This is a genomic window from Egibacteraceae bacterium, from assembly GCA_040905805.1.
Taxonomy (GTDB): domain Bacteria; phylum Actinomycetota; class Nitriliruptoria; order Euzebyales; family Egibacteraceae; genus DATLGH01.
In genome coordinates, this window is the sequence record JBBDQS010000165.1 from 1 (window position 1) to 23,042 (window position 23,042).

21 protein-coding genes and 3 tRNA genes are annotated in these 23,042 nt (G+C 71.8%); 8 read left to right on the plus strand and 16 right to left on the minus strand.

The features are described from left to right. Nucleotides 1-2,353, plus strand: a 2,353-nt coding sequence (locus WD250_17265) for a hypothetical protein (protein MEX2621966.1), incomplete at its 5' end; no start/stop codon positions are given. Between the two features lie 167 nt (nt 2,354-2,520). Here WD250_17265 and WD250_17270 read toward each other — a convergent pair. The 9 genes from WD250_17270 to WD250_17310 all read right to left on the minus strand — a co-directional run bounded on the left by WD250_17270 (nt 2,521) and on the right by WD250_17310 (nt 6,972). Next, nucleotides 2,521-2,589 (minus strand) — tRNA-Ser (locus WD250_17270). A gap of 148 nt (nt 2,590-2,737) precedes the next feature. Next, a complete protein-coding gene (locus WD250_17275) occupies nt 2,738-3,433 on the minus strand; it encodes a nucleotidyl transferase AbiEii/AbiGii toxin family protein (GenBank protein MEX2621967.1) in 696 nt (231 codons plus the stop codon). Beyond that, the gene (locus WD250_17280) at nt 3,433-3,807 is read right to left on the minus strand and encodes a hypothetical protein (GenBank protein ID MEX2621968.1); all 375 of its coding nucleotides are present in this window, start codon (nt 3,805-3,807) and stop codon (nt 3,433-3,435) included. Before WD250_17280 ends, WD250_17275 begins: the two co-directional genes overlap by 1 nt. 340 nt (nt 3,808-4,147) lie before the next feature. Continuing rightward, nucleotides 4,148-4,414: a hypothetical protein gene (locus tag WD250_17285; GenBank protein MEX2621969.1), complete on the minus strand. Its 267-nt coding sequence runs from the start codon at nt 4,412-4,414 to the stop codon at nt 4,148-4,150. Next, the gene (locus tag WD250_17290) at nt 4,411-5,148 is read right to left on the minus strand and encodes a tyrosine-type recombinase/integrase (GenBank protein ID MEX2621970.1); all 738 of its coding nucleotides are present in this window, start codon (nt 5,146-5,148) and stop codon (nt 4,411-4,413) included. The genes WD250_17285 and WD250_17290 overlap by 4 nt, the downstream gene beginning before the upstream one ends. Next, the gene (locus WD250_17295) at nt 5,063-5,608 is read right to left on the minus strand and encodes a hypothetical protein (GenBank protein MEX2621971.1); all 546 of its coding nucleotides are present in this window, start codon (nt 5,606-5,608) and stop codon (nt 5,063-5,065) included. Before WD250_17295 ends, WD250_17290 begins: the two co-directional genes overlap by 86 nt. Nucleotides 5,609-5,756: 148 nt before the next feature. Next, nucleotides 5,757-5,829: transfer RNA gene (locus tag WD250_17300), tRNA-Ala, on the minus strand. Nucleotides 5,830-6,005: 176 nt separating this feature from the next. Then, nucleotides 6,006-6,080 (minus strand) — tRNA-Ile (locus WD250_17305). Between the two features lie 64 nt (nt 6,081-6,144). Beyond that, nucleotides 6,145-6,972, minus strand: a complete 828-nt coding sequence (locus WD250_17310) for a DUF3566 domain-containing protein (GenBank protein MEX2621972.1) — start codon at nt 6,970-6,972, stop codon at nt 6,145-6,147. Between WD250_17310 and WD250_17315 the strand changes: the two genes are divergently transcribed. Then, nucleotides 6,886-7,368 (plus strand): hypothetical protein, encoded by a 483-nt coding sequence (locus tag WD250_17315; protein ID MEX2621973.1) that lies wholly within the window; start codon nt 6,886-6,888, stop codon nt 7,366-7,368. The two genes, WD250_17310 and WD250_17315, sit on opposite strands and share 87 nt — an antisense overlap. A 543-nt stretch (nt 7,369-7,911) precedes the next feature. Here WD250_17315 and gyrA read toward each other — a convergent pair. From gyrA to dnaA, 7 genes are all read right to left on the minus strand, one after another. Beyond that, nucleotides 7,912-10,377 carry a DNA gyrase subunit A gene (gene gyrA / locus WD250_17320; GenBank protein MEX2621974.1) on the minus strand — a complete coding sequence of 822 codons (2,466 nt, stop codon included), beginning with the start codon at nt 10,375-10,377 and terminating at the stop codon, nt 7,912-7,914. A 7-nt stretch (nt 10,378-10,384) separates the two neighbouring features. After that, a complete protein-coding gene (locus WD250_17325; GenBank protein MEX2621975.1) occupies nt 10,385-11,437 on the minus strand; it encodes a GerMN domain-containing protein in 1,053 nt (350 codons plus the stop codon). Continuing rightward, complete coding sequence (gene gyrB / locus WD250_17330) at nt 11,434-13,476, minus strand: DNA topoisomerase (ATP-hydrolyzing) subunit B (GenBank protein ID MEX2621976.1); 2,043 nt, start codon at nt 13,474-13,476, stop codon at nt 11,434-11,436. Before gyrB ends, WD250_17325 begins: the two co-directional genes overlap by 4 nt. Nucleotides 13,477-13,817: 341 nt before the next feature. Next, a complete protein-coding gene (locus WD250_17335) occupies nt 13,818-14,207 on the minus strand; it encodes a DUF721 domain-containing protein (protein ID MEX2621977.1) in 390 nt (129 codons plus the stop codon). Between the two features lie 25 nt (nt 14,208-14,232). Beyond that, nucleotides 14,233-15,450 (minus strand): DNA replication/repair protein RecF, encoded by a 1,218-nt coding sequence (recF, locus tag WD250_17340; protein ID MEX2621978.1) that lies wholly within the window; start codon nt 15,448-15,450, stop codon nt 14,233-14,235. A gap of 24 nt (nt 15,451-15,474) precedes the next feature. Then, nucleotides 15,475-16,602 (minus strand): DNA polymerase III subunit beta, encoded by a 1,128-nt coding sequence (dnaN, locus tag WD250_17345; protein MEX2621979.1) that lies wholly within the window; start codon nt 16,600-16,602, stop codon nt 15,475-15,477. A gap of 322 nt (nt 16,603-16,924) precedes the next feature. Then, nucleotides 16,925-18,370: a chromosomal replication initiator protein DnaA gene (dnaA, locus tag WD250_17350; protein MEX2621980.1), complete on the minus strand. Its 1,446-nt coding sequence runs from the start codon at nt 18,368-18,370 to the stop codon at nt 16,925-16,927. A 733-nt stretch (nt 18,371-19,103) separates the two neighbouring features. Here dnaA and rpmH point away from each other — a divergent pair. From rpmH to rsmG, 6 genes are all read left to right on the plus strand, one after another. Then, complete coding sequence (gene rpmH / locus WD250_17355; protein ID MEX2621981.1) at nt 19,104-19,238, plus strand: 50S ribosomal protein L34; 135 nt, start codon at nt 19,104-19,106, stop codon at nt 19,236-19,238. A gap of 114 nt (nt 19,239-19,352) precedes the next feature. Further along, nucleotides 19,353-19,718 carry a ribonuclease P protein component gene (rnpA, locus tag WD250_17360; protein ID MEX2621982.1) on the plus strand — a complete coding sequence of 122 codons (366 nt, stop codon included), beginning with the start codon at nt 19,353-19,355 and terminating at the stop codon, nt 19,716-19,718. After that, nucleotides 19,715-20,035, plus strand: a complete 321-nt coding sequence (yidD, locus tag WD250_17365; protein MEX2621983.1) for a membrane protein insertion efficiency factor YidD — start codon at nt 19,715-19,717, stop codon at nt 20,033-20,035. The genes rnpA and yidD overlap by 4 nt, the downstream gene beginning before the upstream one ends. 3 nt (nt 20,036-20,038) lie before the next feature. Further along, entirely contained in the window at nt 20,039-20,800 is a 762-nt protein-coding gene (locus WD250_17370) for a YidC/Oxa1 family membrane protein insertase (protein ID MEX2621984.1), read from the plus strand. 49 nt (nt 20,801-20,849) lie between these two features. Further along, nucleotides 20,850-21,674: an RNA-binding cell elongation regulator Jag/EloR gene (jag, locus tag WD250_17375; protein MEX2621985.1), complete on the plus strand. Its 825-nt coding sequence runs from the start codon at nt 20,850-20,852 to the stop codon at nt 21,672-21,674. A gap of 169 nt (nt 21,675-21,843) precedes the next feature. Continuing rightward, entirely contained in the window at nt 21,844-22,566 is a 723-nt protein-coding gene (rsmG, locus tag WD250_17380; GenBank protein ID MEX2621986.1) for a 16S rRNA (guanine(527)-N(7))-methyltransferase RsmG, read from the plus strand. Nucleotides 22,567-23,042 lie beyond the last annotated feature (476 nt).

A 23,042-nucleotide genomic window follows, 5' to 3' on the forward strand; every position in this document is an offset into this window, starting at 1 on the left:
CGCGGTGACCGGCGTCGTCGAGCGCCGGCTCGCCCTGATGCCCGACGAGACCCGTGGCGTCCTGGACGCAGCCAGCGTGCTCGGCAACCACCTCCTGCCCGACGTCCTCGCCGCGGTGACGGGACGCTCGCTCAGCACGATCATGGAACTGCTGGATCCGGCGATCCGAGCCGGGCTGCTCCACGTCGCCGCGACCGGCGAGGTGCGGTTCGCACATGATCTGTTCCGCGAGACGGTCTACGGCGCTCTCGGTTTTGCGGCACGCACGACACTGCACTCCCAGGTCGGCGAGGCGCTCGAGGCACGGCTCGCGACCGGCGCGCCGGGCAGTCCCGGCGAGGTGGCCGAGCACTTCGCTCTTGCCATCGTGGTGGACGGCTCCGGCAAGGCCGTGCACTGGGCTCGCCGGGCGGCTGCCGACGAGCGACGCCGCTCGGCGTTCGACGAAGCGGCCGCGCACATCCGGAGGGTCCGGCTGGCCGCGTGGAACGCAGGCGTCCCGATCGAAGCGGCGACCCTGGTCGGACTGCTGATGGAAGAGGCAGACAGCCAGGCTCGATCAGGCGACCCCGACGCTGCCCGCGTCCTGCTCGGCACGGCCGGACACCTCGCTCCCGATGCCCCAGCACAGGCCGATGTCGCCCTGGCCGTTCAACGACTCGGGGCCAAGTTCGCGGCACCCCGAGACGCCATCATCACCCAGCTCGCCGCAGCGCTCGACGCCGTCACCGGCGTCGACATCATCCGCCAGGCGCAAGTCACCGCTGCCCTGGCCCGGGAGCTGCAGCACTCGGTCGACGAAGACCGCGTGCGGGCAGGCCCGCTCAGCGAACAGGCCCTCGAGCTGGGCCGGCAGGCCGACGACGACGAGACCCTGGTCGCCTGCCTGCTCGCGCGACACGACGCACTGTGGGAACCCGGCACCGGCGCACAGCGAGCCGTGCTGGCACAGGAGATCGCGGAGGTGGGCGCCCGCCTCGGCGACACCGACCGTCTCGCAGAGGGGCTCATCCTCCAAGCCAACGGTCTGCTCGAGTCCGGGTCAGCTGGCTTCCGCCGGGTGCTCGACCGCTGGTTCGGCTTGTTGGACACCCGCGCCGAACCCCGCGATCGGTACATGGTGCTGACACGACGCGCTGCGCTCGCCCTGCTCGACGGCGACAGCGACGCCGCCCGCGACCTGATGCACCACGCCGCCGACGTCGGCACAGCGATCCACGAACCCGACACCGGCAACGTCCTGATGTCCCAACGGGTGGCGCTGGCCCGTGTGCTCGACGACCGCGACGAGCACGTCCGCCTCGCACACGACGCAGTCGAGTGGTGGACGGGCGCGCCGGTACTCGCCCACGCCGTCGCCGCAGGCGCCTACGCCGGCGCTGGCGACCTCGGATCGGCTGCCCGCGAGATCGCGATGGTCACCGAGGCGGGCGGGCTCACCAACGAAGGCTCGTACCTCCGCTCAGTGCTCATCGGTCATCTCGCTGAAGCCGCAGCCGCTTGCGACCATCAAGTGCTCTGCCAAGAGCTGCTGGACGAGATCGAACCGCTCGCCGGTGACTGCGGTGTCAACGGCGCCGTCGTCGCGTTCGCCGGCCCGTTCGCGTACCCGGCAGCCATCCTGGCGCGAACACTGGGGGATGAGGATCGTGCCCGCCGACTCGCCGAGCAATCGCTCGACAACGCTCGACGGCTCGGCGCGCGCACCTGGGCAGCACTCAGCGAAGGACTGCTCGCCGAGCTCGACCGTCCGGACCGCACAGGAAAAGCCGACCAGCGACGAGCTGGCACCGGCGATCGAGCCGAGCTCACCCGCAACCACGGCTTCTGGACGATCAGCTGGCGAGGAGAACAGGCAACCATCACCGACCGCAAAGGCATGAACGACATCGCAACACTCATCCAGCAGCAGGGGACCGACGTGCCCGCCCTCCAACTCGCCAGTGGGATCCCGGGCACCGCGGCAGGGATGACCGACACGATCATCGACATGCAGGCGCTCACCGCCTATCGGGGCCACCTCCTCGACCTCGACGCCGAGATCGACCAGGCCGCCGAACACCGCGACCCTGGCCGGGTCGAACAGCTCCGCATCGAGCGCGAGGACATTCTCGCCGAGATCCGTCGCGCCACCCGCCTCGGCGGCCAACCCCGAGCCGGGGCCAACGATCCCGCCGAACGCGCCCGCAAGTCGGTCAGCGCCCGCATCCGCGATGCCATCAAACGCGTCGAGCCACTCGCTCCCGACCTCGCCGCTCATCTCGACCGCTCGATCCGCACCGGGCTGCGCTGCTCCTACGACCCCGCGCCCGACGATGCCGTCGACTGGCTGATCCGCGACCTCACGCACTGATCCCTCGAAGGGCACGCACGACATCCCTGGGCGCAGAGCGACACCGAGCCCGGCCCGTCTGGATCCACTGGCCGGCGGCCTGCTCGGTGCGGATTGGGCGCCTGCCGGATCGGTGATGTGCCCCGCCGGCCCCATCCTGGGGATAACCACCGAAGCGAAGACGTGCGTGGACCCTGCCGGAATCGAACCGGCGACCTCCACCTTGCAAAGGCGGATCGCGCCGCTGTGGTCTTTCCTGGTCAGCGCCATTATCGCAGGTCGACTCGACTCAGGGGCACAATGCCAATGCCTTCCTCTGCCGCCCGATACCCCCCTGTGACGCTGGGTTTTACCCGGATTTACCCCGGTCTTACCCCGTGGACGGCTCGATCGGTGCCACCCTCCCTATCCCATGTCGATCCCTGAGTCGGGGCCGTCCAGCCGTTCAAGGCCCACGGCAAGGTCTGTATCACGCAATTGACGGACGGTCGATTGCCAGCGATGAACCGTCGCTCGCAGAGCCCGGTAGGCGGCGTCGTCTAAGCCCAACCGCTCCGGCGGGATGCGCCGCACCTGGTCCATGGCGTGGTCAAGTACATCCAGGTCAAGGCCAGGGTCCTTCTGCGCCGCCAGCGCGATGAGCTCCGACAGCGAGAACCGCTTCGTCAGTTCTTGCAGGTCGAGGAAGTCACGAGGCGCCGCACGATCGAAGACGGCCAGTACCTTGTTGGCGCCCAGCTCCCGAAGGTCCAGCGCGAGACCGTAACGGGTCGCCACCGGCCCCAGTGCCCGGTAGTCAATGGCGATGTCCACCTCGCAGCCGTCCTGCGCGTCCTGCACGGTAAGACGGACGAACGCATCGGCCTCCCGCTCGCGGCGTACCTCGAGGCCTTCAGCGATACACGTCCGCTCAAGCGCGTCAGCAAGCCGGTGGACCCCGGCCGGCTCGTCAGGAGGACCGAAGTAGTCCAGGTCGCGGGTAGGTCGCTCGAGCAAACCATGCGCCGCAAGCCCGCCCCCGCCAGCCAGCACGAACCCGTCTGACTCAGCCAACCCGGTTACGAGCGCGGCCAGACGCTCCTGCAACACCGTGAGGGCCACTACCTGGAAGGCCGCGGACTACGTTGGCGTGCACGCTCGCGCCAGTCGACTAGGACGACACCCCGGCGCTGAGCGATCCAGGCGATCCACGCCTGGCTGACAGCACGCGGCAGTACCAGTTCTTCCCACAGGTCAACGAGGTCATCGACATCGATGAACGAGCGCACATCCTCCGCTGTGCCCTCCGACAGGACCTGCTCGTAGACCAGCGCGCGCTGCCGGCGGTCAGCCAGGTCATACGTCGGATCCGTCTCACTCCAGTTGACCCGTCGCGGCAGCCTGACCACACCCCGAGCCTTGACGCTCCCCCGCGCATTCAGGTCGTCAGGTATCTCGGGCGCCACGTCGCGGCGCGTCGTCACAGCCTTGTCCATCGCCCGATGCTACGCCGTGCCCGGCCTCAATCAACGATGTTGAAGGATGCTGCGACACGCTGGGCCTCGCAGACCGCCCGGAGCCTCGCGTACCGGCGCATCTCGGGGGTTGTTTGTGGCCCCGGCAGAGCCGCGGCCTCAACGAGGGACGAATCGTGCGGTGTCCGCCCGTAACGCCTCCTCCAATGCCTCGTCGGCGCGCACGGCTCTCGGCCCGCCAGGATCGCCACCGGGCCGCAGCGCAGCAGCTCGGAGCGGCTCAAGCCCCAGTGTTCGGCGATGTCGTTGAGGCGGGCGCCGAGCTTATGGCCAACTTCGAGCGAACTCTGACCTCTGGTAACTACCGTGGTCCCGGCGGCGGCCACGTCGTTTCGGGCGGCCGCCACGACGACCGAAACCGGGCCTGGCGCTCCTCGGCGAGGGCGCGGGCCGGTTCCTCCAGGTGGCGCCAGCGCTTGTGGGCGGACTGGCGGGTGATGCCGACCGCGTGGGCGATGTGGGCCCAGCTGTCGTTGAAGGAGCGGGCCTCCAGGACGCGTTGGTCGAGGACCTCGTGGGCAAGCCGGCCGATTTCGGCCGCCAGGCGGACGGCCTCGAGGCGCGTCATGCCCTCCTGCTCGGCGCCGATCCAGCGCTCCAGAGCGCGGCGCAGCTCCGGGTCGGTGCGGTGCACATACGCCATGGCGGTGTCAGCCTCGGCTGACGGGCGTCAGCCCTGCAACACATGTTGCCAGTCTGTGTCGCCGCATAGCCATGGATTCGCGCTTCTGGTGACGGTGCGCTGGGGGTGGGGTCAGGAGGCGTCGGCGGATCGGTCGGGAGCGCATGGGTCTTCTCTCTCGATGGGGTGATGGGGGCGAGCGTCGCGGGGCTGCGGCCGAAGGCGTCGGGGTTACTGCGGAGGTCGGCGAGGCTTGCCGCGAGGTCTTCGAGCTCGTGGGGGAACAGGTGGCCGTAGCGGTCGAAGGTCGCGCGCACGGTGGAGTGGCCCATCCATGCCATGACCGCGCGGGCGGTCCCGCCTCGGGCGATCAGCCAGGAGGCGCACGTGTGGCGCAGGTCGTGGAAGCGCAGCGCCGGGTCGAGCCCGCAGGCCAGGACCGCCGGGCGCCACACACGACGGCGGAAGTTGGTGTAGCTGAGCGGCCCGCCCGAGGGGGCCGTCAACAGGAAGTCTGCCGGCCACAGATTGCCTGCCTGGACGTGCGTCCCGACCTCCTCGGCCAGGGCGGCCTCGAGGTGCACGACCCGGCGGCTATGGGTCTTGGTGTCCTTGCCGGTCCCGCGGCGCTCCAGCGATCGGGAGACGGTGACCGCGCGCCGCAGGTCGACGTCGCCCACCTGGACGGCGGCGACCGCCCCAGCGCAGGCCGGTGTAGGCGGCGAAGCGCACGAGCAGGTCGTAGGGGGCCGCCACGCACGCGGCGAGGTTCTCCACCTCGCCGGGGGTGAGGAACCGGGGCTCATGGCGGCTGATCGCGCGCGGGGCGCGCACACCGCGGCAGGGGTTGTCGCGGACCAGGCGAGCGTCGACCGCCCCGGCGAAGACCACGCTCAGCACCCGCAGAGCCTTCTCCGCGGTCGCGGGGGAGCGTCCGGAGGCGACCATCTCGTTGACCATGCGCCCGACGTCGAACCGGGTGATCGAGATCAGGGGCCGGTCGGCGAAGCGGGGCAGGATGTGCGCCCGCAGCACCGAGCGCACGCCGGCCTGCGTGGACGCGGCACGCCCGACGTAGGCGGCCAGCCACTCGTCGGCCCACTGCCCAGCGGCACACGGCCGGCGTCGGGGGAGATCCACTGGCCGGTGGCCTGGTCGGTGCGCACCTGGGCGGCGAAGACCTGCGCGTCCGCCTTGGTGCGAAACGGCTGGCTGCGGTGGTGGGGCCGGTCGGGTCGGCGGTGCGGAGGCGATCCCGTGAAACTGGGGAGACCAGCGGTTTTGCGGGTGGACCCTGCCGGAATCGAACCGGCGACCTCCACCTTGCAAAGGTGGCGCTCTACCAATTGAGCTAAGGGCCCGGCAGGTGTGGGGGCGGCGCCCCCGGAGCGCGGCTAGAGGTCGCGGGGCTCTTCCCAGATCGCCTCGTCGAGCTCACGGTCCCGTTGCTTCTTCAGCACCGCGGCGACGACTCCGGCAAGGGCAGCGAACAGCGCGAGCTTGCGCATGGGGATCCTCCTTCAGAGGAGTACGGCAGTGGGCCATCGAGGACTTGAACCTCGGACCTCACCCTTATCAGGGGTGCGCTCTAACCTGGCTGAGCTAATGGCCCGTGTGCGCACGGCAGTGTAGCCCGGCACGGGGGGACGCGCACCGCGGGCACGCCCCCGGGACGGCTACTCGTCGTCGTACAAGGTGACCCGCAAACCGCCGACGAGGTCGGAAATGAGGTTGTACAGGAACGCCAGGAAGACGTTGATCCCGCTCCACAGCACCACGTTCAGCAAGCCGATCAGGAACACCGCGCGGGCGATCATGCCCCCGCGGATCTCCACAACCAGCTGCAGATCGGCGAGGAACTCCGTCAACCGGTCCACCAAGCCCAGCTGGTTGACCACCGCCCAGAACACCGTCAGGGCCAGCATCAACACGAGCAGGGCGCAGAAGTAGAACAGCAGGCTGAGCTTCAGGACCGACCAGGGGTCCACCTTGTGGACGGTCGAGCGGCGTCGCAGCGGTCGACGAGCGGGCCCCCGCGCACCGGGCGCGGCCGGTGTCGCTTCCTGGCCCGGTTGGGCAGGCCGCCGCTCGCGGGTGCCTGGGCGCGCCCGGCCGGGAGCCGGTCGGCCGGGGCGCGCCGCCGGTGGCGCCGTGGCGGCCGCCGCCTGTGGCCGCTGCTCCCGGGCGGCCCCCGCGGTCCGCTGGGTCTGCTCGGTCTCCGCCGGTGCCTGCCCCCGGGCCCGCGCGGGGCGCTCAGCCTCCGCCGGCGCCGGCGCCTGCACTCGTGCCGTTTGTTCGGCCTCCGCGGGCGCGGACCCACGGGTCCGTGCCTGGCGCTCGCCCTGCGCCGCGGCCTGCCCACGCGTCCGGGCGGGACGCTCGGCCTCCGCGGACGTCGGCGACGGGCGCTGCCGGCCTTGCGTGCGCTCCGAGACCGGCTGGGCCTCACGCTGGCGGTCGGGGGCCTGGCGCGGCTCCTGCCGGTTGGCTCCCGGCACGGGCATGACCCGGTTGGGATCGCCCTGCGGCGCTGGCTTCCGCGCCGCGGGCTCCGTGGCGTCAGCTGGGCGCGGGGCAGACGCAGGCGACGACGGGCGCTCGGGCTGGCGGGCGGGCGACGCGCCAAGAGCGCGTCCCGGGCGCTCGGGCGCGGCGCGCTCGGCGCTAGCCCGCTCGGCACGCTCCGGCGCAGCCTGCTGCGGGCGCTCGGGCGCGGCGCGCTCGGTCTGCCCGGCGCCAGCCCGCTGCGGGCGCTCGGGGGCAGCCCGCTCGGCACGTTCCGGTGCGGCGCGCTCCGGCCCGGCGCGCTCGGTCTGCCCGGGCGCAGCGCGCTCGGGCGCAGCCTGCTGCGGGCGCTGCAGGCGATTGGGTCCGACGGTCGGCCGCTCGCCGGGCGATGACTCACCCTCGGGGCGCCCCGGACGCTCGGGGCGCTGGCGAGCTCCCGCCGGGCGCTCCGGGCGCTCGGGACGCGCGGGACGGTCCGGCCGCCCGGGACGTTCGGGGCGCTGGCGCTGCGGTCCCCCGCCGGGGCGCGACCAACGCTCCCCGTCGGCTGCACGCGATGCTGCCTCGGGGGCGCCCTTGGGCGCCTCGCGGCGTGCGTCGGTGGCCTCGCCGTCCTTGGGCGGCGGCTTCTCCGGCGCCCCGTCGCGACGTTCCGGCCAGTACAGCGGGCGCGTGGGCGGGCTCTTGCGATTCCCTCCCGGCGGCGTCGAACTCATGGTCCTCCTCGCCGTCGGCGACCAGCGGACATCGCCGCCATCCGCCACAGATCCTCCATGCGGTCGTGCGCTGCGGCCCGCGGGCACGCGCAGCCCGCGCGCGCGCCGTCATGTCCCGGGGCTATACCCATGGTGGGCGGCACCGTACTCGACCCGACGGGGATCGGCCAAAGAGCCGCCCCCGCCGCCGGCGGTCCCAGCATCGACCAACCGCCCACGCTAATCCTCCTCCGCGAGCTCGTCGCCCTCGATGACGGGCGCGACCGACGCGACCTTGGCGCCCTGCGAGGGCTTCATCAGCCGGACCCCCTGCGTCGAGCGCCCGGTCGGTCGGATGTCGCCCACGTCCATGCGGATGATGGTGCCGGTGTCGGTGACCAGGAAGATCTCCTGCTCGTAGGCGGCCACCAGCGCCCCCACGAGACCTCCGCGCGCCTCCACGAGCTTGGCGGTCAGCACGCCCTTGCCGCCGCGCCGCTGCGTGGGGTAGCGCTCGAGGGGGGTGCGCTTGCCGTAGCCCTCGTCGGTCACGACGAGCAGCTGGCCGTCGGGGATGGTCCGGCACGCTGACAGCACCTCGTCGCCCGCGCTCAGCGCCATGCCGATCACCCCGGTCGTGTCCCGGCCCATCCGGCGGGCGTCGGACTCGGCGAAGCGGATCGCCATCGCCCGGCGCGACACGAGCACGATCTCGTCGCCGCCCGACGTCACCTGCACGCCGATCAGCTCGTCGCCCTCCCGCAGGTTGATCGCGATCAGCACGCTGCGCGGCGAGTCGTAGTCGGCCAGCGCCGTGCGCTTGACCATCCCCTGGCGCGTCGCGAACACCAGGTAGGAGGTGCTCTCGCGCAGCTCGTCGTCGGTCACGGACACGACCGCGGCGATGCGCTCCTCGGGCGCCAGCGCCAGCCCCTCCACGTTGGCCACGTACGCGCCGCGCGCCGTACGGCTCTTCTCGGGGACCTGCCACGCCCGCACCCGGTAGACCCGGCCCTGGTTGGTGAAGAACAGCAGCCAGTGGTGGGTCGTGGTCACGAGCAGGTCGCGGATGATGTCGTCTTCCTTGAGGGCCCCGCTCGTCACCCCCTTGCCGCCGCGCCGCTGGGTGCGGTACTCGCTGATCGGCACCCGCTTGACGTAGCCGGCGCGGGTGAGCGTCACGGCCACGTCGGTCTGGGCGATGAGGTCGGCCATGTCGACCTCGCCATCGTCCGGGACGATCTGGGTGCGCCGCGCGTCACCGAACCGGTCGCGCAGCTCGCCGAGCTCGTCGGAGATGATCGCGCGCACCCGCTCGGGCCGGGCGAGGATGTCGCGCAGGTCGGCGATGCGCTCGGACAGCTCGGCGTACTCCTCGGCGATGCGCTGGGCCTCCAGCTGGGCCAGACGGCGCAGCTGCATGTCGAGGATCGCCCGCGCCTGCACCTCCGACAGGGAGAAACGCTCCTGGAGCTCGGCCAGGGCCGCCTCGGCCGAGGCCGCCGCCCGGATCAGGGCGATGACCGCGTCGAGGTTGTCCAGGGCGATGATCAGGCCCTCGAGGACGTGGGCGCGCTCCTCGGCCTTGCGCAGCCGGTAGCGGGTGCGCCGGGTGATCACGTCGACCTGGTGGTCGATGTAGTGCCCGATGGTCGCCTTCAGCCCGAGCGTACGCGGCACCCCGTCGACCAGCGACAGGTTGTTGACCCCGAAGGTGTCCTGCAGCTGGGTCATCTTGTACAGCTGGTTCAGGATCACCTGGGGGTTCGCGTCGCGCTTGCAGAAGACCACCAGCTTGTTGCCCTGGCGGTTGGACAGGTCCTTCAGGTCGCGGATCCCGATGATGCGCTTGTGCTTGTGCAGCTCGGCGATCTTCTCGGCCAGCCGCGCCTTGTTGACCTGGTAGGGCAGCTCGGTGACGACGATGCGGGCGCCCTTGTCGTCGTCCTCGACGTCGACCACGGCGCGCATGCGCACCGAGCCCCGCCCCGTCTCGTACGCCTCGCGGATGCCGCGCAGCCCCATGATCGTGGCGCCGGTCGGGAAGTCGGGGCCCGGCACCATCGTCATCAGCTCGTCGAGGGTGATGTCGGGGTTGGCGATCTGGGCGATCACCGCGTTGGTCATCTCGACGAGGTTGTGCGGGGGGATGTTGGTGGCCATGCCCACCGCGATGCCCGAGCTGCCGTTGACGAGCAGGTTCGGAAAGCGGCTCGGCAGGACGACCGGCTCCTCGGCGTCGCCGTCGTAGCTGTCGACGAAGTCGACGGTCTCCTCGTCGATGTCGCGCAGCAGCTCCATCGCCAGGGGGGACAGGCGCGCCTCGGTGTAGCGCATCGCCGCGGGCGGGTCCCCGTCGACCGAGCCGAAGTTGCCGTGCCCGTCGATCAGCGGGTAGCGGATCGCCCACGGCTGGGCCATGCGGGCCAGCGCGTCGTAGATCGCCGAGTCGCCGTGCGGGTGGTACTTCTTCATCACGTCGCCGACCGCCGCCGCCGACTTGCGGTGCTTGGTGGTCGAGCGCATGCCGCCCTCGAACATCGAGAACAGGATGCGCCGGTGCACCGGCTTCAGGCCGTCGCGCACGTCGGGCAGCGCCCGCCCGACGATCACGCTCATCGCGTAGTCGAGGTAGGAGCGCTGCAGCTCGTCCTCGAGCTCGATCGGCTCGATGCGGTTGCCGGGGGGGACGACGTCGTCGGTCACGGGGCTACTACTTCCTGACGTCGAGGATGAGGCGGGTGGGGCTGGACAGGTCGTGCAGCCAGAACCCCCGCGGGGACGTCGGCAGCACGGTGATGCGCACCTGGTCGGGACGGTCGGTGTCGTCCACGACCACCCCGTCGAAGGCCGGGTCCTCGACGTCGACCCGCTGACCGGGCTCCAGGTCGGCGTCGTAGGCGGCGATGCCGTCGATCTCCAGCACGATCCGACCGCCGTCCTCGCGCACGCGCGCCGGCGGGACGGCGGCGGAGGCGTCGGGGTCGCCCACGTCGGCCAGCTCGACGATGACCCGCAGGTAGGTCACCCGGTCGCGGACCCGCACGCGGGTCACCGCGAGGGGCTGGTCGGGCGGGGCGCCGATGTCCTGGTCCTCGGTGGAGAAGCTGTCCAGGGGCGGCACGCCGTCGCCCTCGCCGGGTTCGACCATGATGCTCTCGTCGCGCACGAGGACCTCGGGCAAACCCCACCCGCCCCAGAAGGCGCCCACGTCCAGGCCGCGGCGCGAGCCGGTCTGGTGGCCCTCGACCGACAGGCGCACCTGCTCGATCGTGGGGAACTCGGTGAGGGTGCCGGCGATCGCGGCCAGGGCCAGGGCCTCGTGCTCGTCGGAGGGGTTGACCCCCGCGGCCCGGGAGATCACCTCACGCGACAGGTCGAGGTGCGCGGTGCCTTCGGCCACGAACAGGTCGAGCACCTGGGTCTCGGGCGGCAGGGCCGCCGACAGACCGGACTCGTCCTCCCCGCGGGGGCCGGCGATCAGGTAGTGCACCGCCGCGAGCGGCAGGTCGTCGGTGATCTCGGTCTCAATGGTCACCGGGACCAGGAAGGCCGACGAGCCCTCGCCGCTGCGGAAGTACACGGTCAGGTCGACCATGTCGGCGGGCTGCATGGTCGGCTCGACGCTGATCGGATCGGCGAGCGGCTCGGTGCCGCCGCGGGAGCAGGCCGCCAGGACCAGGACCGCCGCCAGCGCCGCGAGCGCCGCCAGCCGCTGCGCGCCGGCGCGGCGCGGACCTCGGGCGCTGGTCGGCGGGCGGGTCATACGTCGAGGAAGCGCACGTCGCGGGCGTTGCGGACGATGAAGTCGCGGCGCGCCTCGACGTCGTCGCCCATCAGGGTGGTGAACATCTGGTCGGCGGCGGCGGCGTCCTCCATCGTCACCTGCAGCAGCGTGCGGGCCTGCGGGTCCATGGTGGTGTCCCAGAGGTCCTGGGCGTCCATCTCGCCGAGGCCCTTCAGCCGGCTGATGTCGGGCTTCTTGCCATTCTCGCCGATGATGCCGTCGGCGCGCCACTCCTCCAGGATCACGTCGCGCTCCTTCTCGCTCAGGGCGAAGCGAACCTTGTCCTTGCCCTTCGCCCCCGGGGGGGCCATCTGGTAGAGCGGCGGCTGGGCGATGTAGACGAAGCCCGCGTCGATCAGCTCGCGCATGTGGCGGAACGCGAAGGTCAGCACGAGCGTGCGGATGTGGGCGCCGTCGACGTCGGCGTCCATCAGCATCACGATCTTGTGGTAGCGGGCCTTGCCCAGCTCGAAGTCCTCGCCGATGCCGGTGCCGATCGCGGTGATCAGCGCCTGGATCTCCTTGTTCTCGAGGATCTTGCCGAGGCGCGCCTTCTCGACGTTCAGGATCTTGCCGCGGATCGGCAGGACCGCCTGGGTGTCGCGGTCGCGCGCCTGCTTGGACGAGCCGCCGGCCGAGTCGCCCTCGACGATGAAGATCTCGCAGTCGGCGGGCACGCTGGAGTCGCAGTCGGCGAGCTTGCCGGGCAGCGACGGGGAGTCCAGCAGCCCCTTGCGCCGGGTCAGCTCCCGCGCGGCGCGGGCCGCCAGGCGGGCCTCGGCCCCCTGGACCGCCTTGGCCACGACGAGCCGGGCCTCGGTCGGGTGCTCCTCGAACCACGTGGACAGCTGGTCGTTGCAGGCCTTCTCGACCATGCTGCGGATCGGGGTGTTGCCGAGCTTGGTCTTGGTCTGCCCCTCGAACTGGGGGTCGGCGAGCTTGACCGACACGATCGCCGTGAGGCCCTCACGGATGTCCTCGCCGGTGAGGCCGAGCTCCTTGCCGTTGCCCTTGACCTTGGCCAGCAGGCCCGTCTTGCGCGCGTAGCGGTTGACCACCGCGGTCAGGGCCTTCTTGAAGCCCTCCTCGTGGGTGCCGCCCTCGTGGGTGTTGATGGTGTTGGCGAAGGTGTGGATGGACTCGTGGTAGCTCACGTTCCACTGCAGCGCCACCTCGACCTCGGCGGGCCCCCCGGCGGGGCTGTCCTGGTCGGCGGCGGTGAAGTGCAGGATGCCCTCGTGCAGGGGCTCCTTCTGGGCGTTCAGGTGCCGGACGAAGTCGCGCAGGCCGCCTTCGTAGCAGAACTCCAGGCGCCGCTCCGCGCCGGCCCCGACGTCCACGGTCCCGGCGTCCGGCTGGCGGTCGTCGACCAGGCTGATCCGCAGCCCGGCGGTCAGGAACGCGGTCTCGCGGAAGCGACCGGTCAGGATCTCCCAGTTGTAGTCGAGGACCTCGAAGATCTGGTCGTCGGCCCAGAACGTGATGGTCGTGCCGGTGCGGTCGGTCTCGCCGACGGCGGCCACCGGGCCGTCGGGGCGCCCGCGCTGGTAGGTCTGGCGGTAGATGCGCCCGTCGCGGTGGACCTCGGCCACCAGGCGCGCCGACAGGGCGTTGACGACCGAGACGCCCACGCCGTGCAGCCCGCCGGACACCGCGTAGCTCTTGTTGTCGAACTTGCCGCCGGCGTGCAGGACCGTCAGCACGACCTCCAGGGCGGACTTGCGCTTGCCGAGGTGGGTCAGCTCGTCGATCGGGATGCCGCGACCGTCGTCGGTGACCCGCACGCCGCCGTCGGCCAGCAGCCGCACCTCGATGGCGCTGCAGCGCCCCGCCATCGCCTCGTCGACCGAGTTGTCCACGACCTCGTAGACGAGGTGGTGCAACCCGCGGGGGCCGGTCGAGCCGATGTACATGCCGGGCCGCTTGCGGACGGCCTCGAGCCCCTCCAGGACGGTGATGTCGCTGGCGTCGTAGCGCCCGCCGTCGACCGTCGGCCGGCCTTGCTGGTCGTCGTCCACGGGCTCGTCTGCTCCAGTTGCCCCGTGACGATGCGGGGCTGCTCGCGACGCACGCCGGTGCGTGGTCAGGAAAATGGGCGCAGCTCGCCACCATCGCAACGCACACAGTCACGCCACGAGGGGCAGAGGTGGGGCGGCTCACCTTCGAGCCTACCACAGACCCCCGCGGACCGCACACTTGTCCACAGCGTGTTTCCGCAGGTCAGAGGCGGTTTCACCGCGGAATCCAGGGACGGTTCTGGCGCCCCGCGGGCCGACCACGCCTCGGGCGCGCGGCCGCTGGGGGACCGCCACCCCCGGCGCAGCAGGGCATCGCCCGCGCCAGCTCGGGCGATGCGCGCTCAGTCGTCGGCGCCGCGCAGCGGCCCGCTCACGACCGTGACCTGGGTCACCTGACCGTCGCCGAGCACGGCGTTGGCGCGCTGCGCCAGCTGCGCGGCGAGGAAACGTACCTGCGTGGCCCACGTCGCGGAGTCGGCCCGCACCACCAGGACGCCGCCGTGCAGGCGCACGGGCTCGGTGTGGGCCGCCAGCTGCTCCCCGGCGATCTCGGCCCAGGTGCCGTGGACGCGGGCCCCCTCCAGGTGCACCGCCCACCCACGGCGCGCCGCGGTCGTGTCGCGCAGCAGCTCGGTCACGGGTCGGGGGTCGCGGCCGCGCGCCGGGCGGGCGTCGGGCAGCTCCGCCTCGGGATCGGAGCGTCGTCGGCGGGGCAGGCGCGGGCGGGTCATCGGGTGCCCGTCGTCCGGGTGCCGGTCATCGCGTGACCCGGCCTGCCCGGACCCGGTAGCGGGGCCCGTAAAGGGGCACGTCGTCGTCCACGGCCGCGGTCACCAGGACCTGGCCGAAGCGGTCGCAGCGCGCCGCCAGGCGCGCTCGGCGCTGCTCGTCGAGCTCGGCGAACACATCGTCGAGCAGCACGATCGGCTCGTCGCCCACCTGGTGGAGGACCTCCCGGCTGGCAAGGCGCAGGGCCAGGGCCAGCGACCAGTGCTCGCCGTGGCTCGCGTAGCCCTTGGCCGGCAGGTCGTTCAGGCCGAGGAACAGCTCGTCGCGGTGCGGACCGGCCAGGGTGACCCCCCGCTCGCGCTCGGCGTCCGCCACCGCCTCCAGCCCGGCGCGCAGCTCGGCGTCCAGGGCGGCGGGATCGGGCACGCCCGCGTCGGCCTCCGCCGCGATGCGCCGGCCGGTCGACAGCTCGTAGGCCAGCGCGACCTGGCCCGTCGCCTCCCGGGTCGGCGACGCCGTGACGAGGTCGCGGTAGGCGTCCTCGGTCGGCCCGGCCAGGGCGTGCACCGCCGCGATCCGCGCGGCCAGCACCGTCGCCCCTGCCCGGGCCAGGGCCGCGGTCCACGTCTCCAGGGTGGCCGGGGCGTCGCCGCCGGCCCCCTCGGCCGGGTGCGGGGCCCGGGGGGCGTGGTCGCGGCCGCGAAGGCCCGCGCGGGCCGCCTTGAGCAGGGCGTTGCGCTGGCGCAGCACCCGGTCGTACTCCTGGCGGGCCGCGGCGTAGGCCGGACGGCGCTGGATGAGCAGGTCGTCGAGGAAGCGCCGCCGCTCGCCGGGGTCACCGCGCACGAGCTGGAGGTCCTCGGGGGCGAACAGCACGCTGCGCACCTGCCCGATGGCCGCCCGGGTCCGCGCCTGCGGCTGGCCGTTCACGCGCATGCGGTTGCGCCCGCCCGGGCGCAGCTCGAGCTCCACGGTCAGCCGCCGGCCGGGGGCCGTGGGGGTGGCCGGGTCGGGCGCCAGGCGCGCCACCGCCCGCACCACGGCCGCCTCGGCGCCCGCGGCCACCAGCGGCCCGTCGTTGGCCACCCGGTGGCTGTGGCCGACGGCCAGGTAATGCACCGCCTCCAGCAGGTTGGTCTTGCCCTGGGCGTTCTCACCGACCAGGACGGCCACGCCCGCGTCGAGGTCGACGTCGACCGCGGCGTAGGACCGGTAGTCGCGCAGCTCGAGGCGCTCGAGGTGCACGGGCTCTGCGCCGGCGCCGACCGGCTACACCCTGACGGGCATCAGCAGGTACAGGAAGTCCCCGGCGACGGTGTCGGTCTCCTCGCCCTCGCGGGGGGCGGGCCGCAGCACCGCCGGTTTCAGCTCGTCGCGGAACTCGAAGCGCACGCGCTCCCCGCCCGTCGCATCCAGCCCGTCGGTGAGATAGCGCGGGTTGAACGCGATCTGCAGGTCCTCGCCCTCGAGCGTGCCGGGCAGGGACTCCTCGGCCTGGCCGACCTCGCCGCTGCCGGCGGTCACGCGCACGCTGTCCTCGGTCAGGTGCAGCGTCACCGGGGTGGCCGCGGTGTTGGTGTCGCCGACGACGGCGACGCGCTTGACCACCTCGGTCAGCTCCGCGCGGTCCACGGTCAGGCGGCGCTCGAACCCGGCGGGGATCAGCTGGCGGAAGTCGGGGAACGTGCCCTCGATGAGGTTGGTGGTGAGCCGGCGGTCGCCGAAGGTGAAGGTCACCCGCGCCGCCTCGAGCACGATGCGCACCTCGCTGCCGAGCTGCTCGGCGGAGCGGCGCGCCTCCTCCAGCGCCCGGCGGGGCACGAGCACGGTCTGGTCGGTGCCCTGGTCCCAGGGCACGGTGCGCACCGCCAGGCGGTAGGAGTCCGTCGCGGCGGCCGTCAACGTGTCCGCGGTGGCCTCGAGGCTCACCCCGGTCAGCACGGGACGGGCGTCGTCGAGGCTGGCGGCGCGGGCGACCTGGGCCACCGTGCGGGAGAACTCCTCGGCCTTCATCGCCACCACGGGGGCGTCGTCGGCGGGCTCGGGCAGGGCCGGGAAGTCCTCCGCGGGCATGAGCCGCAGGTCGAACTGGGCGCGACCGCACGACAGGTGCAGCCGGTCGCCATCGACCTCGGCACTCACCCCCTGCTGGGGCAGTGACCGGACGACGTCGCCGAGCAGCTTGCCCGGCACGAGGGCGACCCCGTCACGGTCGGCCTGCACCGGGATCGACAGCTCGCTGGAGGTCTCCAGGTCGGTGGACCGCAGGTGCAGCCGGTCGCCCAGGACCTCCAGGCGCACACCCGACAGGGCCGGCAACGTCGCCCGTGCCCCGACCGTGCGCAGGGCCCAGGACGCCGCCTCAGCGAACTCGGTGCGCTCCGCCCGGAACTTCATCGCAACCTCCCTGCAACACCCGCGAGGCGGGGTGGTTGTCCCCACATCCGCGGTCCTCGTAGTACTGATAGTCGTTGTAGATAGCAAAACCATTCGTCGTAGTAGAGGGGCGCTGGACCTGGGGACGAACGCTGTCGTGCCTGGTCACGGCCGGTTTGGGGCTGGGGACCCCGTGGGGAGGGCGGTGTGGGGCGGGTGTGCACCGAACGCTGCTCGTCCCCGACACGGGTGGGATTCACAGCCGTGGTGGGGACAACTCGCCGGTCGGCCGGGCGTTGTCCACCGCTTGTCGACCGGTGGTCCCCAGGCCTGGCGGCGATGTTCACTGCGGTCGCCGCGCGGCGGTCTTGACCCGGCCGGTGAGCTCCTGCACCTGCTTGAAGACCGAGGGACGCTCCTTAATGAGCGCGCTGATCTTCTTCTTCGCGTGCATCACGGTGGTGTGGTCGCGCCCGCCGAAGGCCAGGCCGATCTTGGGCAGGCTCAGGTCGGTCAGCTCGCGGGTGAGGTACATGGCGATCTGGCGGGCGTTGACGAGCTGGCGGGTGCGGCTGGCCGAGCACAGCTCCTCCACGCTCAGGCGGAAGTAGGCCGCGGTCTCCGACTGGATCAGCTCGACGCCGATCGCGGTGTCCTCCTCGTCGGGGAACAGGTCCTTCAGGACCCACTGGGCCATCTCCAGGTTGACCTCGGTGTGCTCCAGGCTGCCGTGGGCGATCACCCGGATGAGCGCGCCCTCCAGCTCGCGGATGTTCGACTGGATGTTGTTGGCGATGAGGTCGAGGACGTCGGCGGGCACGAGCAGGCCCTCCTGGGCCGACTTCTTGCGCAGGATCGCCAGGCGGGTCTCCAGGTCGGGGGGCTGGATGTCGGTGATGAGCCCCCACTTGAACCGGGTCTTCAGGCGCTCCTCGAGGTGGCCGATCTGCTTGGGTGGGCGGTCCGAGGAGATCACGATCTGCTTGTCGGTGGTGTGCAGCGCGTTGAAGGTGTGGAAGAACTCCTCCTGGGTGCGCTCCTTTGACTGCAGGAACTGGATGTCGTCGATGAGCAGGACGTCCACGTCGCGGTAGCGGCGCTGGAACGACACCTGGCGCCCGTTGGAGATCGCGTCGATGAACTCGTTGGTGAACTGCTCGCTGGTGACGTAGCGGCACCGCAGGTGGGGGTAGAGCATCGTGGTGTAGTGGCCGACGGCTTGCAGGAGGTGGGTCTTGCCGAGGCCCGCGTGGCCGTAGATGAACAGCGGGTTGTAGGCCGTGGCGGGCGCCTCGGCGACGGCGAAGGCCGCCGCGTGGGCGAAGCGGTTGCTCGCGCCGATGACGAAGCGCTCGAAGGTGTACTTGTCGTTCAGGGCGCCGTCCCGGTCGGCGGCGGGGCGGGGGAACTCCTCGGGGCCCCAGGCGGCGCGGGCGCGTGGCTGGGGTCGTGCGGGTGGCGTGGGGTCGGGATCGGGGTCGCTGACCGGCGACGGGTCGGCGTCGGGGGCCACGATCACCACCACGCGCACCTCCCGCCCGGTCTCGCTCACGAGGACCGAGTGCACGTCCTCGCTGTACGGACCGGTGATCTGCTCGCGGGCCAGGTTGTGGGGGGCGGCCAGTACCACGGTGTCGTCGTCATAGCCGACCATGTCGGTGTCGTTCAGCCACGCCCGGTGGGCCGGACCGGTCAGGCGGTGCTGGAGGTGGGCCAGACAGCGTTGCCAGAGGTCGTCGAGGTCGGTGTCGACCGCCATCAGGTCGTCGGGGTCCGGCGTCGGATCCACCGGCATCGCGTCTGACACACTGCTCCTCCTCGAACTTCGCGGTGCGCACCCAACCCCATCGGCCGGCGGTGACTGTCCACAACATCCTCCACAGGTGTGGACGAATGCCGGCATACGGGCTGACAGCCGGCTCTGATGTGCGGATGCAAGTCCAGCGGAGGCGTATGGACCCCTGCCGGACCGGCGCCGAGCCGGTTCACCGGGATGCGACCATCGTCGGGGCCATACCCGACGGCGAGCACCAGGAAAGCGGTGACAAACCTTTCGTGCAGAGCTGCGTGCCGTGCTTCGTACGGTGGTCCTGCGGTGACCGCGTCGGTGCTGCGCGCCGGGTCAACCGGGATCCTCCTTGGGGGAGGGCCCGCCGGGTGGAGCCTGCTGCTTCGCGCCGCGGTACCGAGCGTGCTTGGTCGGACGGGGGCGGAGTATAGGAGCGGCCTCCCCGGGGTGGCAACCCATTTTCCCCAGGCGTCCCGACGGCCCATCTGGTCGGTTGACACCCCCTGTCCCCCTTCCTAGACTCGTCCCGCGTTGCCTGCGGTCCCGTTGCTCGCGGCGGGACCGTGTGACGTCTGGTGCGCGTTCACCTCCCGACTTGCGCCCGGACGCCGTACGCTGGGCCTCCAGGGGTGCGTCGCCACCGGCCGACGTGGGCGGCCGGGACCTTACCCGAACGTCACCCGAACGTCGTGCCGGTCCGCCGCAGTGGCCGGAGATTGAGAGAAGCCTCGCCATGAAGCGCACGTACCAGCCGAAGACCCGCAAGCGCAAGCGCAAGCACGGCTTCCGCCATCGCATGCGCACGCGCTCAGGGCGCGCGATCGTCAGCCGCCGACGGGCCAAGGGGCGCGGCCGCCTGAGCGTGTGACCCCGCGGTGCGGTGCCCAGTCGGGCGCCCTATCGTGGCGGAATCAGTGCGCGCGCCGCTCCCCCATTGTGTCCGCCGAGATGTGTCTGCCGAGATGTGTCTGCCCGAGACCCCATGACTGACTTCGACCGTCTCCACACCACGGGCGATATCCGTGCGGTCTTCGCGGCGCGCACCGTGGCGCACGGCCCCGCGATGGTGGTGCACGCGCGCCGGCGGTCCGACGATGGGCCGGCTCGGGCGACCGTGGTGGTCGGGCGCAAGGTCGGCGACGCGGTCCGGCGCAACCGGGCGAAGCGCCGGCTCCGGGCGGCGTTGCACCAGACCAGCGCCCCGCGCGGCCTGGACGTGGTGGTGGTGGGGCGCTCCCCCGCGCTGACCGCGGACTTCTCGGCGCTGACCGGCGAGGTCGCCCGGCTGCTCGATCGCGTGAGCGACAAGGCGGGGACGCCGCCCCAGGCCGCGGGGAGCGCGGCATGACCGCCGCCGTGGGGGGACCTGCCCGCGTTGGCAGCACCGCGACGGCGCCGGGTCCGGTGGCGTGGGTGCTCATCCAGCTGGTGCGGGTCTACCGGGCGGTGCCGAGGCCGGCGGCGGCGGTGCCGCGCTGCCGCTTCCTGCCGAGTTGCTCGGGGTACGCGCTGGAGGCACTGCGCGTGCACGGCGCTCTGCGGGGCGGGTGGCTCGCCGCGCGCCGCCTCGGGCGCTGCCATCCCTGGAATCCCGGCGGGTTCGACGAGGTCCCACCGCCGTCCGGTGCCCGCCGAAGCCCGCGCATCCACAGCGAGAGGACGTAGCACGTGGCCATCTGGAACGCCTTGATCGACGGCCTGGAGGCGGTGCTGCGGTTCTTCCACGGCATTTCCAGCGGCGTGCCGGTATTCGAGCTGGCGGCATGGGGCTGGGCGATCGTCCTGCTGACCTTCTCGGTGCGGGTGGTGTTGCTGCCTCTGGCCGTCAAGCAGATCAGCTCCATGCGCGCGATGCAGGGGCTGCAGCCGGAGATGAAGAAGATCCAGGCCAAGTACAAGACCGACCGCGAGATGATGCGGGCGAACCCGGAGAAGTACCAGGAGCGACGCAAGAAGCAACAAGAAGAGATGATGAAGCTCTACAAGGAGCACAACGTCAACCCGGCGGCCAGCTGCCTGCCGCTGCTGGCGCAGATGCCGGTCTTCTTCGCCCTCTTCACGCTGCTGCGGGGTGACCGCGTGTCCGAGCTCAGCCAGGAGGGCTTCTACCTCATCCCGAGCCTGGCCGAGGTGCCCACCGCCCAGATGGGCGTCGGCGTCATCCTGCTGATCGCGCTGATGGGCCTCAGCACGTTCGCGTCCCAGAAGCAGATGATGGCCAGCAACCCGGCGTCGGCGGCGCAGCCCCAGCAGAAGGTGCTGCTGTACGCCATGCCGGTCCTGCTCACGGTGTTTGCCGTGAACCTGCCGGTCGGGGTGCTGCTGTACTGGGTGACGACCAACGTCTGGACCATGGGCCAGCAGTACGTGATGTTCCGTAACATCGAGCCGGCGGCAGCGCCGGGGAAACCCAAGCCGAAGCAGGCGTAGCATCACCAGAGGATCAGGAGGGGCCACGGAGGACCAGGAGGGCCGCGGGTTGACGACAAGCGCAGAAGGCCGGGGTGCCACGGTGGACGAAGCGGTCCAGCGGGCGCGGGCCGAGTTGGGCTTGTCCGATGCCGACACGGAGGTCACCGTTGAGGTTTTGGCGGAAGGCCGCAAGGGTCTGTTCGGGGGCGGTCGCCGGGCCCATGTCCGGGTGACGCCCCGAGAGATCAGCGACGAGGAGCACCCCCCGCAGGCGGCCCACGCCGCGATGGGGGACCAGACGCATGACCAGGAGGATGGCGTGGCAGACACCGAGACCAGCACCACCGAAGCCACCGAGGCCGACACCGACGACGTCACCGTCGCCAGATCAAGCGACGACGTCGAGGCGGAGCTGACGCCCGAGGAGCGCATGGACCAGCTCGATCAGGAGGCCGAGCTCGCGGCGGACTTCGTGGAGGGCCTTCTCGACCGGTTCGATCTGCCCGGCGACCTCGAGATCGAGGTCCACGAGGACCAGGCGTTCGTGAACCTGCAAGACGTCGACAGCGGGATCCTGATCGGTCGCCGGGGCGCCACGTTGGAGGCCTTGCAAGAGCTGGTGCGCTCCGCCGTCCAGCGCCAGACCGAGCGGCGGGCCCACGTGCGCATCGACGTGGAGGGCTACAAGGCGCGCCACACCGAGAAGCTGCGCGACAAGTGCCGCGAGGCGATCGCACAGGTGCGCGAGACCGGCGAGCCCTTCCGCCTGGAGCCGATGGACGCCTACGAGCGCAAGCTCATGCACAGCGTGGTCGCGCGCACCGGTGGGGTCACCTCGGTCAGCGAGGGCCACGAGCCCAAGCGCCGCGTCGTCATCCACCCCGAGGGGTAGAGCCTCAACGCTGGACGACATGGATGAGGTTTGGGGTTGAGCATGGCTGTGCGGGCATTGCGGAGTGCGATGCGTGAGGGGCCGGGCGCCGCAGGGACCGGAGGTGCGGTGTCCCGGGCGCGGGCGAAGCGGGCGGTCCCGGTCCCCCTCGGCGCCGACGCCTAGTCGGGTGGGCGGGGGTCGGGCGGAGGGAGGCCCCGCCGGCGACGACGGCGTCCCCGAGCCGACGCCGGCTCAGGCGGCGGCGCTGGATCGGCTTGCGGTGCAACTCGCCGCGTCGCCGCACAATCTCGTCGCCCGCGGTGAGCGTGCCACGGTCCGCGAGCGCCACATCGCGGAGTGCCTCGCGCTCGTGCCCCTGCTGGGGACCGAGCCGGGGCAGGCGTGGGTGGATCTGGGGACGGGCGGGGGGTTGCCGGGTTTGGTGCTGGCGATCATGGTCCCTGCGGTGGAGTGGACGCTGATCGACGCCACCCGCAAGAAGGTCGCGTGGGTGCGGACCGTCGCCGAGGACCTGGGGCTGGACAACGTCACCGGGGTGGCCGGCCGGGCGGAGACCTTGGCGCACGAGCCGCAGTTCCGGGAGCGCTTCGACGGGGTGGTGAGCCGGGCGGTGGCCGAAATGGCCACCCTGGTGGAGCTGTCCCGGGGGTTTGTCCGTCCAGGCGGGACGGTGGCGGCCATCAAGGGCCCACGCTGGGCGGACGAGGTCGAGCGGGCGCAGACGGCGTTAGGGGCGCTGAGGCTGGAGGTTGTCCACACAGCGGTCATCGCCTCCCTCAACCGGCCGTCGTGGCTTGTTACGATGCGGGCGATGGGCCCCGCCCCCTCGGCGTACCCGCGTCGGGAGGGGCGTCCACGTTCGCACCCGCTGGGAGGCACACGCCGTTGAACCAGCCCACGCCCGACACACCCTGGTATCGGTACTGGGAACGTGCGCCTGCCACTGCACCCGACGCCCGGGAGACCGGCGAGACCACCTCCGGCCACGTGCCGGTTGACAGGGCGGACGCGGGAGCCCCACCGGCGGGCGGCGGAGGGTTTCCCGTGGAACAGGGACCAGTGGGTGCCCCAGACCCCGCTATGGACCCTCCAGGCCGTTCGGACGGGGTGTGTGAGGCCCCGGAGCCCCAAGTGGCGGGTCAGGATGCCAGTGAAGGGCCTCCTGGCCAGGGGGCAGTGCCGTTTCACGTGGAACCTTCGGCGGGGGATGCCGGCGGGCCAGCATTGCGGCATGTGGAGCCGGACGACCAGGTCGCCGACGCATCGCCGCAGGCGCAGGATGCGTCGCCGTTTCACGTGGAACCTTCTGGGGGGGATGCCGGCGGGCCAGCATTGCGGCATGTGGAGCCGGACGACCAGGTCGCC

What these genes read in the sequence shown, in the direction of transcription:
- yidD (MEX2621983.1), top strand. Translation starts at nt 19,715, where the DNA reads ATGACCGCCGCCGTGGGGGGACCTGCCCGCGTTGGCAGCACCGCGACG.
- WD250_17325 (MEX2621975.1), bottom strand. Translation starts at nt 11,437, where the DNA reads ATGACCCGCCCGCCGACCAGCGCCCGAGGTCCGCGCCGCGCCGGCGCG.
- dnaN (MEX2621979.1), bottom strand. Translation starts at nt 16,602, where the DNA reads ATGAAGTTCCGGGCGGAGCGCACCGAGTTCGCTGAGGCGGCGTCCTGG.
- rpmH (MEX2621981.1), top strand. Translation starts at nt 19,104, where the DNA reads ATGAAGCGCACGTACCAGCCGAAGACCCGCAAGCGCAAGCGCAAGCAC.
- WD250_17280 (MEX2621968.1), bottom strand. Translation starts at nt 3,807, where the DNA reads ATGGACAAGGCTGTGACGACGCGCCGCGACGTGGCGCCCGAGATACCT.
- WD250_17285 (MEX2621969.1), bottom strand. Translation starts at nt 4,414, where the DNA reads ATGACGCGCCTCGAGGCCGTCCGCCTGGCGGCCGAAATCGGCCGGCTT.
- WD250_17310 (MEX2621972.1), bottom strand. Translation starts at nt 6,972, where the DNA reads ATGCCCGTGCCGGGAGCCAACCGGCAGGAGCCGCGCCAGGCCCCCGAC.
- WD250_17335 (MEX2621977.1), bottom strand. Translation starts at nt 14,207, where the DNA reads ATGACCCGCCCGCGCCTGCCCCGCCGACGACGCTCCGATCCCGAGGCG.
- rnpA (MEX2621982.1), top strand. Translation starts at nt 19,353, where the DNA reads ATGACTGACTTCGACCGTCTCCACACCACGGGCGATATCCGTGCGGTC.